Annotated in this window: 16 protein-coding genes; 11 read left to right on the top strand and 5 right to left on the bottom strand. The window is 74.1% G+C overall.

Annotated elements, in window-relative coordinates; all coding sequences use genetic code 11:
- Positions 1-3 precede the first annotated feature (3 nt).
- The 5 genes from ACGF4F_RS08010 to ACGF4F_RS07990 all read left to right on the top strand — a co-directional run bounded on the left by ACGF4F_RS08010 (position 4) and on the right by ACGF4F_RS07990 (position 6,226).
- Complete coding sequence (locus ACGF4F_RS08010) at positions 4-2,574, top strand: LuxR C-terminal-related transcriptional regulator (protein WP_357437319.1); 2,571 nt, start codon at positions 4-6, stop codon at positions 2,572-2,574.
- On the top strand, positions 2,571-4,622 hold the full coding sequence (locus ACGF4F_RS08005) for an ATP-binding protein (protein ID WP_357437317.1): 2,052 nt from the start codon (positions 2,571-2,573) through the stop codon (positions 4,620-4,622). The genes ACGF4F_RS08010 and ACGF4F_RS08005 overlap by 4 nt, the downstream gene beginning before the upstream one ends.
- Positions 4,623-4,639: 17 nt before the next feature.
- Positions 4,640-5,065 carry a roadblock/LC7 domain-containing protein gene (locus ACGF4F_RS08000; RefSeq protein WP_357437315.1) on the top strand — a complete coding sequence of 142 codons (426 nt, stop codon included), beginning with the start codon at positions 4,640-4,642 and terminating at the stop codon, positions 5,063-5,065.
- Positions 5,043-5,423, top strand: a complete 381-nt coding sequence (locus ACGF4F_RS07995; RefSeq protein ID WP_357437313.1) for a DUF742 domain-containing protein — start codon at positions 5,043-5,045, stop codon at positions 5,421-5,423. The genes ACGF4F_RS08000 and ACGF4F_RS07995 overlap by 23 nt, the downstream gene beginning before the upstream one ends.
- Positions 5,424-5,485: 62 nt before the next feature.
- Complete coding sequence (locus ACGF4F_RS07990) at positions 5,486-6,226, top strand: cellulose binding domain-containing protein (protein ID WP_357437310.1); 741 nt, start codon at positions 5,486-5,488, stop codon at positions 6,224-6,226.
- A gap of 81 nt (positions 6,227-6,307) precedes the next feature.
- Here ACGF4F_RS07990 and ACGF4F_RS07985 read toward each other — a convergent pair whose 3' ends face one another.
- On the bottom strand, positions 6,308-6,688 hold the full coding sequence (locus ACGF4F_RS07985) for a thiol-disulfide oxidoreductase DCC family protein (RefSeq protein WP_073840033.1): 381 nt from the start codon (positions 6,686-6,688) through the stop codon (positions 6,308-6,310).
- A gap of 86 nt (positions 6,689-6,774) precedes the next feature.
- Here ACGF4F_RS07985 and ACGF4F_RS07980 point away from each other — a divergent pair, with 86 nt between their 5' ends.
- The gene (locus tag ACGF4F_RS07980; protein ID WP_393075840.1) at positions 6,775-8,844 is read left to right on the top strand and encodes an intein-containing Rv2578c family radical SAM protein; all 2,070 of its coding nucleotides are present in this window, start codon (positions 6,775-6,777) and stop codon (positions 8,842-8,844) included.
- A gap of 85 nt (positions 8,845-8,929) precedes the next feature.
- Positions 8,930-9,337, top strand: a complete 408-nt coding sequence (locus tag ACGF4F_RS07975) for a CoA-binding protein (RefSeq protein WP_393075837.1) — start codon at positions 8,930-8,932, stop codon at positions 9,335-9,337.
- A 9-nt stretch (positions 9,338-9,346) separates the two neighbouring features.
- Here the strand turns inward: ACGF4F_RS07975 and ACGF4F_RS07970 are convergent, their stop codons facing one another.
- On the bottom strand, positions 9,347-9,994 hold the full coding sequence (locus tag ACGF4F_RS07970) for a TetR family transcriptional regulator C-terminal domain-containing protein (RefSeq protein ID WP_357437303.1): 648 nt from the start codon (positions 9,992-9,994) through the stop codon (positions 9,347-9,349).
- Between the two features lie 127 nt (positions 9,995-10,121).
- Between ACGF4F_RS07970 and ACGF4F_RS07965 the strand changes: the two genes are divergently transcribed.
- A complete protein-coding gene (locus tag ACGF4F_RS07965) occupies positions 10,122-10,748 on the top strand; it encodes a hypothetical protein (protein ID WP_357437300.1) in 627 nt (208 codons plus the stop codon).
- A 106-nt stretch (positions 10,749-10,854) separates the two neighbouring features.
- Entirely contained in the window at positions 10,855-11,607 is a 753-nt protein-coding gene (locus ACGF4F_RS07960) for a hypothetical protein (RefSeq protein WP_357437298.1), read from the top strand.
- 12 nt (positions 11,608-11,619) lie between these two features.
- Here the strand turns inward: ACGF4F_RS07960 and ACGF4F_RS07955 are convergent, their stop codons facing one another.
- Positions 11,620-12,816 carry an acyl-CoA dehydrogenase family protein gene (locus tag ACGF4F_RS07955; RefSeq protein WP_393075833.1) on the bottom strand — a complete coding sequence of 399 codons (1,197 nt, stop codon included), beginning with the start codon at positions 12,814-12,816 and terminating at the stop codon, positions 11,620-11,622.
- Positions 12,817-12,996: 180 nt separating this feature from the next.
- On the opposite strand from ACGF4F_RS07955, the gene ACGF4F_RS07950 reads away from it, so the two are divergent.
- Positions 12,997-13,410 carry a DUF4190 domain-containing protein gene (locus ACGF4F_RS07950; protein ID WP_357437294.1) on the top strand — a complete coding sequence of 138 codons (414 nt, stop codon included), beginning with the start codon at positions 12,997-12,999 and terminating at the stop codon, positions 13,408-13,410.
- 3 nt (positions 13,411-13,413) lie between these two features.
- Here ACGF4F_RS07950 and ACGF4F_RS07945 read toward each other — a convergent pair whose 3' ends face one another.
- A complete protein-coding gene (locus ACGF4F_RS07945) occupies positions 13,414-14,304 on the bottom strand; it encodes an SDR family NAD(P)-dependent oxidoreductase (RefSeq protein WP_357437291.1) in 891 nt (296 codons plus the stop codon).
- A 116-nt stretch (positions 14,305-14,420) separates the two neighbouring features.
- Here ACGF4F_RS07945 and ACGF4F_RS07940 point away from each other — a divergent pair, with 116 nt between their 5' ends.
- Complete coding sequence (locus ACGF4F_RS07940) at positions 14,421-14,948, top strand: DUF4190 domain-containing protein (RefSeq protein WP_357437288.1); 528 nt, start codon at positions 14,421-14,423, stop codon at positions 14,946-14,948.
- A gap of 47 nt (positions 14,949-14,995) precedes the next feature.
- On the opposite strand, the gene ACGF4F_RS07935 is transcribed toward ACGF4F_RS07940, so the two are convergent.
- Positions 14,996-15,952, bottom strand: a complete 957-nt coding sequence (locus ACGF4F_RS07935; RefSeq protein ID WP_387422926.1) for an HpcH/HpaI aldolase/citrate lyase family protein — start codon at positions 15,950-15,952, stop codon at positions 14,996-14,998.
- Between the last annotated feature and the right edge of the window lie 72 nt (positions 15,953-16,024).

The following is a 16,024-nucleotide window of genomic DNA, read 5'->3' as shown; positions in this document are numbered from 1 at the left end:
ATCATGAGTAGCGTGGCGGAGGCCCGGCTCGTGCTGGGCAAGAGTTCGACGGCCCTGCTCGGGGCGGTCGCGGCGGACCTGGGTACGCCGCTCGCCGTCGGCGTGACCGGTCCCGGCGGCCACGGCAAGACCGCCCTGCTCACCGAGCTGGCGCGGGCCCACCAGCGAGCCGGGGTCACCGTGCTGGAGGGCGTCCCGAGCCCGGCCGGCCAGGTCGACCCCGAGGCGGTGCTGCTGGTCGACGACGCGCACCTGCTCGACGACGCGCGGCTGGAGACGCTGCGCCGACTGGTGGACGCCCGCCGGCACCGGCTGCTGGTCGGCTACCGCCCGTGGCCCCGGTCGGCGGCGCTCGCCGACCTGGCCGACGCGGTGAAGCGGGACGGGCAGCAGGTCGCGCTCACCCCGTTCACCCCCGAGCAGACCGGCGCGTACCTCGCCGGCGTGCCCGAACTGGGCCGGCGGAGCGATCTGGTCGCCTTCGTGCACGCGCAGACCGGCGGCGTCCCGCGCGACGTCGAGCGGCTGGTCCGCGGGCTGCGCGGGCAGGAGGAACCGGTCACCGTCTCGGCCGAGCCGCCCCGGCCGGCCGTCCTCCAGTTCGGGCCGGACCTGGAGGAGCTGCCGCCCGACATCCGGCGACTGCTGCTGGCCCTCGCCGCCGGCGTACCGCTCCCGGTGGACCTGCTCGGCGTGCTGCTCGATCGGCCGCCCGAGGCGGTGGACGAGCTGGTCACCGCCACCCGGGCCGCCGGCCTGCTCGGCGCCGACGGCCGACTCTCGCCGCTCGTACGGCGAGCCGTCATCGCGCTCAGCCCGGCCACCGAACGCACCGCGGTCTGGCGCCGGCTCACCGAACTGCAGCTCGGCCGCGGTGCCGCGGTGCTCCCGCTGGTCCTGTCGCTGCGCGCGGCCGGCGTACTCGGCGACTGCCCGGCCCCGGCGCTGCGGGCCGCGGCCGAGGAGGCGCTCAGCGGGGAGCCCACACTCGCGGCCGAGCTGTTCGCGGCGGCCACGGCGGCGGGGCTGCCGGCCGGCGCCCAGCAGGCGCTCGCCGCGGCGCTCGCCGGCGACCTGGACGCCGCCCTGCGGCTGGCGGACCGGCTGCTCGCGACGGCCGCTCCGGAAGAGCGGGTGGCGGCGGCGACGGTGGCCGCGACGGCGCTCGCCCACCGCGGCCAGGTGAGCCGCAGCGTCGAGCTGTACCGGTGGTCGGGCAGCCCCTCGGCCGCCGCGTTCGCCGCCGTCGGCGCGCTGGCCGTCGGCCGCCCGACCGCCGCCGGGGACGGACCCGGCGACGACCGGGCCGGCGGACCGCCCACCCTGCACGCCAGCGCCGCCCGGCTGATGGCCGAGGGGGTACGGGAGAGCCTCACCGGCCCGCCGACCACCGCCCTGTCCACTCTCGTGCAGGCCGCCGCGCTGCTGGAACCGGACGGGCGGGCGGTGCTTCTGCCGGACAGTCCGGCCGCGCTCGCCGCGCTGACCGCGATCCACTGCGCCGAGCTGGACATCGCCGAAGGAGTGCTGGACCGGGCCGTCGCGACCGGCATCGGGGGCCCGCTCATGGCCCGCCGCCACCGGCTGTTGCAGGCCTGGATCCTGATGGTCCGGGGCCACACGGCCGCCGCGGCCGAGTGCCTCGCGGCGGTGGCCGCCGACCAGCGCCCGCTGGAGTCCCGCGACCTGCTCCTGGCCAGCGCGCTCCGGCTGGGCATCGCCCGGCGCAACAGCGACCTCGGGGCGCTCCACCAGGGCTGGGTACCCGCGCTGGAGGCGGTGGTCCGACACCCCGTCGACCTGTTCACGCTGCTGCCGCTCGGCGAACTCGCAGTCGTGGGCGCCCGGTTGGGCGACCTGGCCCGGCTGGAGCCGTACCTGCGGGAGGCGTGGTCGCTGCTGGACCGGCTCGGCGGCCCGGCACTGTGGAGCGCCCCGCTGCACTGGACCGGGCTGCACGCCGCGATCCTGACCGAGGAGCCGGTGGTCGCCGACGAGCACGTCGCCGCTCTGCTCGCCGCAGCCGACCACAGCCGGTACGCCGCGGTGGTCGCCGCCGCCGCCGCGAGCTGGGTCGAGGTGCTCCGTGGCGTGGTCGACCCGGTGCGGGTGGAGGCCGCCGCCCGCGGGCTGTACGACGCCGGACTGTGCTGGGACGCCGCCCGCCTCGCCGGGCAGGCCGCGATCCGCACCTCCGACCGGCGGGCGATGACCAGCCTGCTGGAGTGCGCCCGGGTGCTCCAGGGCCGGCCCACCACGCCCCGGGGCGGCCAGCCGCCCGCATCGGGCGACGGCCGGGCCGCGGTCGCCGACGCTGTCACCGGCCCCGCGCAGCACCGGCTCAGCGACCGGGAGCACGAGGTGGCCGAGCTGGTGCTGGCCGGCCTGACCTACCGGGAGATCGGCGACCGGCTCTTCATCTCCGCCAAGACGGTGGAGCACCACGTGGCGCGGATGCGGACCCGGCTGAACTGCGCCAACCGGGCGGAGCTGCTTGCGCTGCTACGCACCGTCGTCGCGGACCGGTCGAGCACCGCCGGCCGGCAGCCATGGCCGGAACGGTCCGCCCGGTGAGCCACCCGGTGGACCGGACGGAGCAGGGCGCCCGGCAGCCCGGTGACAGGCGGATCCGGCTCAAGCTCGCCGCGCTGGCGGCGGTGCTGCTGACCCTCTGGGCGTACGCGGCGTTCCTGACCGGCCGGGACGCGGCCGAGCTGGTCCGGGTCCGGGTCCTGGCGGAAACCCTCGGCCAGCCCACCGACCTGCTGATCCTCAACCTGCAGGCCGAGCGCCGGCTCACCGCCGAGGCGCTGGCCGGGGCCGGCCGGGCCCGCGCCGATCTGGCCGGGGCGCGCGATCGGACCGACCGCGCCGCCGCCCCGGTGCACGCGTTCACCGAAGGCCACGACCTGCGGCTGCTCACCGCTGACGCGGTCCAGGGCCGGGCCGGCGAGCTCGTCCACCGGATGGCCGGGCTGGCCGCGCTCCGGTCCGAGGTGGACGCCGGGCGGCTCGACCGGGTCGGCGCGGTCGCCGGCTACGACCAGCTGGTAGATGCCGCCTTCGCCGTGTACGGCCCGGAGTGGGGCGGGCGCGAGGGCGCGCTGGCCGACGAGACCCGGGCGGTGATCGCGCTGGCCCGCGCCCGGGAACTGCTCGCCCGGGAGGACACCCTGCTCACCGCCGCCCTGACCGGCGGTCGGCTCAGCGCCGACGAGCGGCACCACCTGGCCGAGCTGGTGGCCACCCAGCGGTACGCCCGCACGACGGCCGCCGCGCAGCTGCCGGCCACCGGGCGGGACCAGCACCGACGGCTGGTGGAGGGCCCCCGGTTCGCCGGTCTGCTCGCACTCGAGGACCGGCTGCTGCGGACGGCGGAGGCCGGCGCCACGACCGGGATCAGCGCGCAGAGCTGGCGGGCCGCGGTCGACCCGGCGCTGAGCGGTCTACGCGAGCTGGTGATCGCCACCGCGCACAGCAGCGCCGAGCGGGCCGCGCCGGGCGCGGCACTGGTGGTCGCGCGGACCGGCGCGGTGGTGGGGCTCGGGCTCGTCGCGGTGCTCGTGGTACTTCTCGGCTGGCCCGGCACGGTACGCCGGCTCATCACGGGGCTGGACGACCGGCCGGGCGGGCTCCGCCTCGCCGACGCCCCGACCATCCAGCTGCCGCCGGTCGCCGCCGGGCCCCCCGACGCCCGCCCGGCCGGCCAGTACGGCGGGCCGGGACCGGGTGCCGCCAACCGGCGCGCCCCGGGGCCTGAAGCGGCCACCCGGGAACTGCTCCTGCGGCTCACCCAGCGCAACCAGGCCCTGCTGCGCGACCAGCTCGACCTGCTCGACACGATGGAACGGCGCGAGCGCGCGGCGGAGGAGACCGCCGATCTGTTCCGGCTCGACCATCTCGCCACCCGGATCAGGCGCAACGTGGAGAAGGTGGTCACCCTCGCCGGCGCGACCCCGGCCCGCCGCTGGCGACGACCGGTGCCGCTGCTCGACGTGGTACGCGGGGCGGTCGCCGAGGTGCCGGACTACCACCGGGTCCTGGTCGCACCGCACTGGCCGTGGTCGCTCGCCGGGGCCGCCGTCACGGACGTCGTCCACCTGCTGGCCGAGCTGATCGAGAACGGGCTGGCCTGCTCGCCGGAGCACGCCACCGTACGGGTCGCCGGTGAGCCCGGCCCGCAGGGCTGCTCCGTGGTGATCGTCGACGACGGGCCCGGCCTCACCGCCGCCGGGCTGGCCGACGCGAACGAACTGCTGGCCCAGCCGCCACCGGACGGCCCGCCCACCGGACGGGCCGGGCTGTACGTCGCCGCCCTGCTCGCCGCCCGCTGCGGCGCCCGGGTCTCGCTCCGTCCCGGCCCCCGCGGCGGGACCGCGGCCGTCGTAGTGCTTCCGGTCGGGCTGGTCACCGGGGCCGGGCCCGAGGATGGCAGGCTTGCCGGGACAGGGCACCGGGCGGCGGGCGGCCTCCCGCACCCACGGACCTCGCCGGAGGGCGCCGACGGCGGCGGGCTGCCGACGCGGGTCCGCCGCCCCGGGGCGAGCCGGCCCGCACCCGGTGCCACCGGCCCCGACACCGCCGGGATCCCGTTCGGGGAACGCAGCGAGAGGACGAGATGACACCTCCAGTGGTCACCATGGACAGCCTGACAGTCGCCCTGGACGGCCTGGTCGACCGGGTGCCCGGCGCCGAGTTCGCCGTCGTCCTCTCCCCCGACGGGCTGCTGCTCGCCCGGTCCCGTGCCGTGTCGGACGAGGTGGCCGAGCAGCTCTCCAGCGTGGTCAGCGGCCTGTACGCGTTGGGCCAGGCCGTCACCCGGGTGTGCGCCACCGGCACGCTGCGGCAGGTCGTCATGCAGATGTCCCGCGCGTTCGTGTTCATCGCCACCACCCGCGGCGGGGCCATCCTCACCGTCCGGATGGGCGGTGACGCCGATGTCGGCGACATGGCGTACGAGGTGGCGCTCTTCGCGGCGCAGGCCGAGCGGGACCTGCCGGTCTACCTTGAGCCGGCCCGGGTGGCGACAGGCGGGGACAGCGGTGCGGACCACTGGGGACCATGACGAGGCGTGGTACGACGACGAGGCCGGACCGGTGGCTCGCCCGTACACGATGACGCGCGGGCGGACCACGTCCGACCACGGCCAGCTCGACGTCATCTCCCTGGTGGTGGCCCGACCGGCGGTTCCCGCCGCCGTGCAACTGTTTCCCGAGCAGGCCCGGATCCTCGAGCGGTGCCAGCGTCCACTGTCGGTGGCGGAGGTGGCTGCCGCACTGGACCTGCCGTTGGGTACCGTCCGGGTGCTGCTCGGTGATCTGTTGGGGACCGGGCTGATCGAGATGCACGAGCCGCCGACGCTGTCCGGGCGACCGTCCATGGAACTGCTTGAGGCGATTCTCGCCGGGCTCCGCGCGCTCTGACCCGCCGGGACCGGAGGGCGCGGACGCCGGTCCGTCGGACGATCTGAAGGGGGAAAGGTCCAGTGCCGGCACCACCGTCCCAGCCACGGCGGACCACGGCGATCATTCTGTTGGACGGGATCGTCGCCACAGCCCGGGCCGCGCGACGCGCCCTCGCCGGCCGGGGGAACGGGTCGCGGCTCGCCCAGGTGGCCGGCGTCGCCGCACTGGGGGTGCTGCTGGCGACGGCGTACGCGGCCGTCACGGTGCTGCGTACGCCGGATCGGCTGACCCCGGTGGCCGTCGAGCCGCCACCGGACCTGGTGGTGCCCGAGGCGCTGGCCACCGGGACGCCGGGCCGGCAACCCGAGTCGGCCAGCGCCACACCCCGGGCGTCCACGCACTCCGCGACCACCGCACCGACCGCCGCGCCGCCGGCCGCCCCGCCGCCGGCCGGCGCACCGTCGGCGCCCACCACGCCGCCACCCGCACCGGCCGCGCTGCGCGCCGACTTCGCCGTCGAGGACAACGCTCTGCTCAGCTACGGCGCCGCGGTGACGATCACCAACCCGGGTACGGCCGGGGCGCCGGACTGGCAACTCGTCATCGTGCTGCCCCGGGAGTCGCTCGAGGTCGGCTCCGTCACCGGGGCCCGGGCCAGCCGGGACGGCGCGGCGTGGACGTTCACCCCGGACGGGAGCACCGCGACGGTGCCCGGCCGCGGCTCGGTCCGGGTGACGTTCCGGGTGAGCGGCGCGGCGATCAGCGCCACCCCCAGGACGTGCACCATCGACGGTGCCGCCTGCACCGGTCTGCCGAGCTGACCGGCCGGCCCGGAGCCGGCGGGCGGGTCGGCCCGGCGGCGGGCGCACGAGCGGTGGTCGGCGGGAGGCTCGGCGACGCGGTCAGGGCCGGTTGGCGGACGGCACGGCGCAGGCCGCGGTGCCGCCGGGCAACCGGTGGCGGTTGCGGGCCACCCAGCGGTACGCCGGCCAGGCGGCGGCCCGGACCGGGGGGAACCGCAGGCCGGCCCCGGCGATCCGCCACAGCGGGCCGCTCTCCCCGAGCAGCCGGGCGATGGCGTCCGGCCCCGCGGCGCGTACGCCGTCGGCGCCGACCCACTGGACCGCCTCCTCGCACTCCGCCTCGGTCAGCCCGAGCGCGGCGAGGTCGGCGAACTGCCACGGCAGCACCCGCGCGCGGGTCGGTATCCGGCGCTCGATGAACTCCGCGCAGCGGGTGCAGAACGCGCAGTCGCCGTCGTAGACGAAGGTCGACGTCTCCATGCCTTCCATCCTGCACCCGCCGCCTCGGGTTCGGGCCCCGGTGTCCGGCGAGTCACTTGCGCTCTCCTCGTACACGTGTTCGAGTAGTGGCTGTGCGCTGGGACAACCTTTCCGCTCCCCCGGACGAGGAGGTCCCTGGTCGGGCAGCGCCAGCGACTCCACCCCTGCCGCTGGCGCTGCCCGGCGCGGTTGCCCGCACCTTCGACACCCCCGGCTTCGCCGGGATGACCTTCTACGAGGTGCAGGCAAAGTCGATCATCAACCGGGTGCCCGGCGCGTCCCGCGTGCCGTTCGAGTGGACGATCAACCCATACCGGGGATGCAGTCATGCGTGTGTCTACTGCATGGCTGGCGACACTCCGATCCTGATGGCGGACGGCCGCACAAGGCCGATCAGCGAACTGGAGCCGGGCGACCGGATCTACGGCACCGAGCGGCGGGGCGCCTACCGGCGATACGTGGTCACCACCGTCCTTGACAAGTGGTCGACGGTGAAGCGGGCCCACCGGATCACGCTGGCGGACGGCACCACGCTGGTCGCCAGCGGGGACCATCGCTTCCTGTCCGACCGGGGCTGGAAGTACGTGACGGGCGCGATGAACGGTGCTGGGCAACGTCCCTACCTGACCACCAACAACCGCCTGATCGGCACCGGCCGCTTCGCGACCCCGCCGAAGCCCTCGGCCGACTACCGCCGGGGCTACCTCTGCGGAGTGGTGCGGGGTGGCGCCCACCTCGGTGCCCACTCGTACGCCTATGGGACGGTGCACCAATTCCGGTTGGCCCTCGTCGACGGCGAGGCGCTGGACCGCACGCAGCGATTCCTGACCGACGCGGGCGTCGAGACCAATCGCTTCTCCTTCGCCCCTGCCAGTGCAACCCGGCGGGCGATAACCGCCATCCGGACGTCGAAGCGGCGCGACGTCGAGGCCATCACGGAGCTGATCCGGTGGCCGGACGCTCCCGGTGACGACTGGCGGCTGGGCTTTCTCGCCGGCATCTTCGACGCCGAGGGCAGTTGCAGCAGGGGCATCTTCCGGATCAGCAACGGCGACGACCGGATCCTCGCGGCGACCGGGGCCGCCCTGAACCACTTCGGGTTCACCTGGGTGCTCGAGGATCCGGGCCTGCCGAACCGGGTGCGGCAGATCCGACTGACCGGCGGTCTCACCGCCCGGCTGCGCTTCTTCCACCTGACCGACCCGGCCATCACCCGCAAGCGTTCCATCGAGGGGGCGGCGCTCAAGTGCCAGGCGGCGCTGCGGGTGGTGAGTATCGAGGACCTCGGGCTGGAGCTGCCGCTGTGGGACATCACCACGGGCACCGGCGACTTCATTGCCAACGGCGTGGTCAGCCACAACTGCTTCGCCCGTAACACCCACACCTACCTAGACCTCGACGCCGGGGCGGACTTCGACCGGAAGGTGATCGTCAAGGTCAACGCCGGCGAGCTGGTCCGGCGCGAACTGGCCGCCCCGCGCTGGCGCGGCGCGCACGTCGCGATGGGCACCAACGTGGACTGCTACCAGCGGGCCGAGGGGCGCTATCGGCTGATGCCGCCGATCATTGAGGCGCTGCGCGACTTCGCGAACCCGTTCTCCATCCTGACCAAGGGCACCCTGATCCTGCGGGACCTGCCGCTGCTCCGCCAGGCCGCCGAGGTCACCCGGGTCGGGCTCTCCTACTCGGTGGGCTTCGTCGACGAGGCGCTGTGGCGCGCGGTCGAGCCGGGCACGCCCAGCCCCCGCCGCCGGCTGGACGCGGTCCGGCAGCTCACCGACGCCGGGTTCGAGGTGGGGGTGCTGATGGCGCCGATCCTGCCGGGGCTCAGCGACGACGACGAGTCGATCGAGGCGACCGTGTCGGCGATCGCCGCGGCCGGGGCGACCAGCGTGACGCCGCTCGCCCTGCACCTGCGCCCCGGTGCCCGGGAGTGGTACGCGCACTGGCTGGCTCGGGAGTTCCCCCATCTGGTCCCCCGCTACCGCCAGCTCTACCGGGCGGGCGCGTACGCGCCGCAGGCGTATCAGCGGGAGCTGACCGCGCGGGTCCGGATCGCGTCCCGCCGGCACGGGCTGCACCGGGGCGAGCGGGGCGACAACCGCCGGTCGCCCGAGCCACCACCGCCCCCGGCGGAGCAGTTGACGCTGCTCTAGATGTATCCGGCCACCCACGCGGGCAAGAGTCGACTACGACTCCGACAAGCCGGCGACCACGGAACGACAGGGTTAGGCTCGCGTGGTGCGCTCAGCCCAGCAGATCCTCGCCGACTCCGCCGTGATCGCCGTCGTGGGCGCCTCTCGCGACCCGCACAAGGCCGCACACCAGGTACCGGCCGAGATGCAGCAGTACGGCTGGCGGATCATCCCGGTGAACCCGACGGTGGACGAACTCTTCGGCGAGAAGGCGTACCCATCGCTGGCCGACATCCCGCACCCGGTCGACCTGGTCGACGTGTTCCGTCCCGCGGCGGACGCGGTCGACGTGGTCCGGCAGGCGGTGGCGGTCGGCACGCCGGCGGTCTGGTTGCAGCTCGGGATCGTATCGGCGGAGGCGCGGCGGATCGCCGAGGAGGCCGGGATCGACTACGTCGAGGACCGCTGCCTCATCGTGGAGCGGGCCGTGGCGGGGCTGACCCGGCTCGGCTGACCAGCCAGGTCAGGGCGCCGGCGAGCGCCGGGGCGGCGCCGCACGGCCACGCTGTGCCGCAGGCTCGGGGCCGAAAAGCAGGTCCAACTGGGCGTCCAGCGCGGCGAGCGCCGTCTCCGGCGGGTAGTGCCCGCCGAGCAGGTAGACGCCCAGCCCTTCCATGACGGCGAGCAGCGCCACCGCGGCCCGGTCCGGGTCGACGTGCGTCGCGCCGGCGGCCTGCGCGGTGCGGATCTGCCCGGCGATGAAGGCCAGCAGCTCGGCCGAATCCTGATGCAGCCCGGCGGCGACGGCGGGGCGTACCGCGGTGTAGGCCAGGAACGCCAGCGCCACCCGGCCGTCCGCCCGGCGCGCCTCGTCGAGCGGCAGCAGCTCGGCCAGCATGGTCCGGAGCAGCGTACGCGGGGACGGCTCGTCCCCCAGTGCGGCGACGGCTCGGGTCACCCGGGCTTCGCTGCGGTCACGCACCACCGACAGGGCGAAGGTCATCATCTCGTCCTTGGTGCGGAAGTAGTGCTGCACCATCCCGGAGGAGACGCCGGCCTCCGCCGCCACGTGGCGCAGGCTGACCGCCTCCAGCCCGCGTTCCGCGGCCACCCGCATCAGCGCGTCGGCGATCAGCTTCCGCCGCTCCCCGTGATCAACCCGCTTCGGCATTCCCCCATGCTTTCACAGTGCGACTGCATTGACACGCCGCCGGTCAACCGATTACGTTGCAACTGCAATGCAAAAAGAAGTGAAGGGCGGGTGAGCCGTGCGGAAGCAGAGTCCTTCGGTCGCGTTAGTGCGTCGCGTGCTCGCGTACGAGGTGGGGATGTGGCTCAGCCTCGCCCGCTGGCTGCTCCGGCGGCCCCCCGCGCTGGAGGCCGGGGCGGCGGCGTTCAGCTACGTCGGCGTGGTGCAGCCGATCCTCGTCGCCTTCATCGTGCTCTCCGCGATCGAGATCCCGATCTTCGACCTGATCCTCCGGCACACCGTCCCGTGGCCGTCGGTCCGGCACACCGCGCTCGTGCTCGGCATCTGGGGACTGCTCTGGATGTTCGGTCTCTTCGCCAGCCTGCGGATCCATCCGCACGTCGTCGGCCCGGCGGGGCTGCGGCTCCGCAACGGCATCTCGGTCGACTTCGTGGTGCCCTGGTCGGCCGTGGCCCGGGTCGAGCACCGCTACCGGTCGCTGCCGTCCAGCCGCGCCGTCCAGCTCGAGCAGTCGGATGCGGGGACGATCCTGAACATCGGCGTCGGCAGCCAGACCAGCGTCGACGTCGTGCTACGCGAGCCGCTCTCGGTCCGGCTGCCGAAGGGCCCGAGCGGGCCGGTGCACGAGATCCGCCTCTACGCCGACGACCCGGCCGCCCTGGTCGCCCGGGCCCGCGAGCACCTGGCGGTACGGCTGCCCGGTGCCAACGGCTGACCCCACTCACCACCGCTGTCCGGCAGAGCGACCGCCTGCGTCCCGGCTGGTCGCGGCGCACGGGCGGGTGCTGCTCAGGGTGGCGGAGGGTCCGTACCCTGCGCTGGTGCCCCTCCCCCTGCGGGGCCGGCTGCCCTCGCCCGGCGACGGCCTCTGGACACGCCGGCTGCTCGCCCTCGGCGCCGCAGCGGCGGTGGCGGTGCCGGTCGCGGCCGGGCTGCTCCGGGTGCCGCCCCGCGACGACTTCGACCTCAGCTGTTTCGTCTGGCTGCTCCTGGGTGCACGGTGGTTGACGCAGCGGTGGTGGCCCCGGCGCGACGGCCGCCTGGTGTGGCGATCACGGGTGGCGGGCCGGCGCTCGGTGGAGCCCGGCCTGGTGGCGCGGCGGTCCCTCGCCGGCTGGGCCGACCTGGTGACCGAGACGATTGCGACGGCGGCGCTCGGGGTGGGACTGATCGGCACGCTCCCCGAGGAGTCGTGGTGGGGCGTGCCCCTGCGGCCGCTGCTCGCGGTCGGCGTCGCCGCCTGGATCGGGCGGACGGTCCACGAGGAGGTCCGGTTCACCGGGCGGCTGGCGCTCACCGCGAGCGGCATCCGGCACGGCCGCCGGACGTACGGATGGACGAACATCGACCGGGTCATCCCGCACAAGCAGGACGGCAGGGTGGACGGGGTGCGGCTGCGGCCGGCGAGGTGGGTCTCGCTGGAGCCGGCGCCGGTGGTGGGTGGCCGGGACACGGCGGTGCCCGAGGAGCGGCTGGTCGCCGCGATCGAGCACTTCCGGACCCGGCCGGAGATGTTGGCGGTGGGGTTGCCGGTCACCGCACCGGAGCCGGCCGTGGAGCCGGCCGGCGGGTGACCGGGGCGCCGGTCAGAGCCTGTACTCCTTGAGCAGGCCCCGGGAGATGATGGTCTTCTGGATCTCCGAGGTGCCCTCGCCGATGAGCAGGAACGGGGCCTCCCGCATCAGCCGCTCGATCTCGTACTCCTTGGAGTAGCCGTAGCCGCCGTGGATGCGGAACGCCTCCTGGACGACCTCGGCGCAGTATTCCGAGGCGAGCAGCTTGGCCATGCCGGCCTCGACGTCGTTGCGCTGGCCGGCGTCCTTGAGCCGGGCGGCGTTGACCATGAGGGCGTGGGCTGCCTCGATCTTCGTACCCATCTCGGCGAGCTTGAAGGCGATGGCCTGGTGCCGGGCCAGCGGCTGGCCGAAGGTGCGGCGCTGCTGGGCGTACGCGACGGCCAATTCGAAGGCGCGGATGGAGATGCCGCAGGCGCGGGCGGCCACGTTGACCCGGCCCACCTCGATGCCGTCCATCATCTGGTAGAAGCCCCGGCCGACCTTCGTCTCGCCGCCGAGCACGGCGGAGGCGGGGACGCTGACGTCGTCGAGCACCATCTCGGTGGTCTCGACGCCCTTGTAGCCCATCTTGTCGATCTTGCCGGGAATGGTCAGGCCCGGCGCCGTCTCGCCGAATCCGGGCTCCTTCTCCAGCAGGAAGGTGCTCATGTTGCCGTACACCGAGTCGGCCCCGGTGTCGGTCTTGACCAGGGTGGCCACCACCGACGAGTACGCCCCGTTGGTCAGCCACATCTTCTGGCCGTTGAGGATGAAGTGGTCGCCGTCGCGGACCGCCTTCGACTTGATCGCCGAGACGTCCGAGCCGCACTCCGGCTCGGACATGGAGAAGGCGCCGCGCACCTCGCCGGTGGCCATCCGGGGCAGCAGCCGGGCCTGCTGCTCCGCCGAGCCGTGCTGCGAGATCAGGTACGCCACGATGAAGTGGGTGTTGACGATGCCGGAGATCGACATCCAGCCCCGGGACAGTTCCTCGACCACCAGGGCGTAGGTCAGCAGGGACTCGCCCAGGCCGCCGTACTCCTCGGCGATGGTGAGGCCGAAGAGGCCCATCTCGCGCATCCCGTCGAGGATGTCGGTGGGGTACTCGTCGGCGTGCTCCAGCCGCTGGGCGTGCGGGATGATCTCCTTGTCGGCGAACTCCCGGACGGTCTCCAGGATCGACCGCTGCACGTCGGTCAGGCCGGGCGTCTGGGCGAGTCGAGCCATCTCAGCCTCCGGGGATCGGCGCATTACTCGTGGGTAACTGAACGCTCGGTCAGTATCGGTCCCGCGACCGGCGGAGCCAAGATGACCAGTCCACACAACCACTGTGAAAAGGTTCACCGCTGCGGGTAGCGTCCGCAAGAGAGAGGGGTCGTTGACCTGCGACGGAGGGGGCGAGCGGGCGTGAGCCAACCACCCGGTGAGCCGGACCAGCCGCCGTCGCCGTACGAGCCGCCGGCCTACGGCCAGCCGTACGGGCACCCGCAGCAGCCACCGTGGGGCCAGCAGCCGCCGTACGCCCCGCAGCCCCCGTACGGCCAGTACGGGCCGCCCGGGCAGGGGCCTCGACCGCGCGGCGGCGGGCCCAACGTGCTCGCCATCCTGTCGCTGGTCTTCGCCTTCGTCTTCGCACCGGCCGGGATCGTCCTCGGTCACCTAGCCAAGCGGCAGATCCGGCAGACCGGTGAGGAGGGCGACCAGCTCGCCACCTGGGGGCTGATCCTCAGCTACATCTTCACCGCGCTCGGGCTGCTCGTCTGCTGCGGCTGGATCGGCCTGGCCATCTGGGCCAACTCCGACAACGGCAGCTACCGCTGACGGTCAGCGGAACTGCGCCTCCCGGACACTGTTGCCGCCGTCGACCACCAGCATCTGCCCGGTGATGTACGAGGCGGCCGGCGAGCAGAGGAAGGCGATCGCCGCGGCCACCTCGTCCGGCGTGCCGGGGCGCCCGACCGGGGTGCCCAGCCCCTGCTTGATCTCGGCCATGGTGGACGCCGCGGTGTGGATGATGCCGGGCGCGACGGCGTTCACCGTCACCCCGTCGGCGATCATCTCCATCGCCAGCGCCCGGGTCAGCCCCACCACGCCCGCCTTCGCCGCCGCGTATCCGGCCTCGGTGGGCAGCGCGTTGACCGGGCCGGCGGTGGCGGCGAGGTTGACGATCCGCCCCCAGCCCCGCTCGGCCATCCCGCCGATGAACGCGCGGCTGCACAGGAACGCGGTACTCAGGTTGCGGTCGATCTCGCCGCGCCACTCGTCGTAGCTGAGCTGGGCCACCGGCCGCAGCACCTCCGGGCTGGCCCGGCTGGCCAGGCCCGCGTTGTTGACCAGCACCTCGACGTCGCCGAGCTGCTCGGCGACCGCGTCGGCCAGCGCGCCCACCTCGGACTCGTCCGTGAGGTCGGCGACGAACCCGGTCACACCCAGCTCGCCGGCGCGCTCGTGGATCCGCCGGGTGGTGGAGACGATCGCCACCCGGGCGCCGAGGTCGGCGAGGCGGTGCGCGGTCGCGTACCCGATGCCGTCCGGGCTGCCGGCCCCGGTGACCAGGGCGACCCGGCCGTCCAGGCGCATGGTTGCCGGCTCGGCGAGCGGCGCCGGCTGGTCCTGGTCGGCGGACCCGGCCGGGCCACCGCCGCGGTTGCGCCGCACCAGCCCTGGCCGGCTCACGTCCCGTCGCGACCGACCGCCGCGCGCGTCAAGTGCCATGCCGAGATCCTGCCCGCTGTGGACGTTGCGGGCAACGCTGGCACCCGGAAAGGGGGTCCTCGGCGCGGCGGCCCGCTGACTACCCTGACGACACCACGTCTACGGAGATGATTCTGATGAGCTATCCCCCACCGTCCGGTGGCTGGCACGACCCGTCGGCGGCGGGTCAGCAGTCGAGCCCACCGGCCGACCCGACGCTGCCGATGGGCAACCCGATCCCGAGCCAGCCGACCCCGGCCGACCCGTACGCGGCGCCCGGCTACCCGCCCGCCGGGGGCCCGTACGCCGCGCCCGGCTACCCGCCCGCCGGAGGCGACCCGTACGCGGCGGCCGGCTACCCGCCGCCGCCCCACCCCGCGTACGGCCAACCGTCGAGCAAGACCAACACCCTGGCCATCGTGGCGCTGGTGCTCTCGCTGGTGGGCTTCACCTCCTGCATCACCGCCCCGATCGGCGCGATCATGGGACACGTGGCCCGCAAGCAGATCCGGGAGACCGGTGAGCAGGGCGAGGGCATGGCGAAGGCCGCCATCATCATCGGCTGGATCCTCACCGTGCTGATGGTGCTGCTGATCGCGGTCTATGTCGTGATCATCATCATCGCCATCGGCTCGGACACCGGCGGCAGCACACCCACCTTCTGACCCGCGGTGCCGCCCCGGCTCCCCGGGGCGGCACCGGCGGCCGGCGGTCAGTCCGTGGGCGGGGTGAAGGACGAGGTGCGCGTCATCCCGGCAGCGCGGCCCTTGGCGGCGACCACCAGCGCCATCTTCCGGGACGCCTCGTCGATCATCTCGTCGCCGAGCATCACCGCGCCGAGCTTGCCGCCCGCCTCCGACGTGTACCAGTCGTACGCGTCGAGGATCATTTCGGCGTGGTCGTAGTCGGCCTGGGCCGGCGAGTAGACCTCATTGGCCGCGTCGATCTGCCCCGGATGCAGCACCCACTTGCCGTCGAAGCCCAGCGCCGCCGAGCGCCGGGCCACCTCGCGGAACGCGTCCACGTCCCGGATCTGCAGGAACGGGCCGTCGATCGCCTGCTTGTCGTGCATCCTTGCGGCCATCAGGATCCGCATCAGGATGTAGTGGTAGGGGTCGCCCGGGTAGTCCGGGATCAGCGCGCCGACCACCAGCGACTTCATGTTGATCGAGGCCATGAAGTCGGCCGGGCCGAAGATGATGGTCTCGACCCGGGGCGAGGCGGCCGCGATCGCGTCCACGTTGACCAGGCCGGCGGCGTTCTCGATCTGCGCCTCGATGCCGATCCGGCCGACCTCCAGGCCGAGGGTCTTCTCGATCTGGGTGAGCGTCAGGTCAAGCCACTGCACCTGGGCGGCGTCCTGCACCTTCGGCAGCATGATGCAGTCCAGGTTGGCGCCGGCGCCCTCGACGACCTCGATGACGTCCCGGTAGGTCCACGGCGTGGTCAGGTCGTTGACCCGGACCACCCGGGTCTTGCCCGCCCAGTCGCCCTCGTTCAGCGCGGCGACGATGTTCTTCCGGGCGTCCGGCTTGGCCAGCGGAGCGACCGCGTCCTCCAGGTCGAGGAAGACCTGGTCCGCCGGGAGGCCCTGGGCCTTGCCGAGCATCTTGACGCTGGAACCCGGCACGGCGAGGCAGGACCGACGAGGGCGACCGACAGCGGCCATGGATGCGCTCCTTCCAGCGTCTGCGGGCACGCCGACGCGACCAGACGAAAATCCGCGAACTTAACGATCCCA

This window comes from Micromonospora sp. NPDC047740 (assembly GCF_043204735.1).
Taxonomy (GTDB): domain Bacteria; phylum Actinomycetota; class Actinomycetes; order Mycobacteriales; family Micromonosporaceae; genus Micromonospora.
Note: the sequence above shows the minus strand (reverse complement) of the source record. Positions and strands in the feature narration are given on the sequence as shown.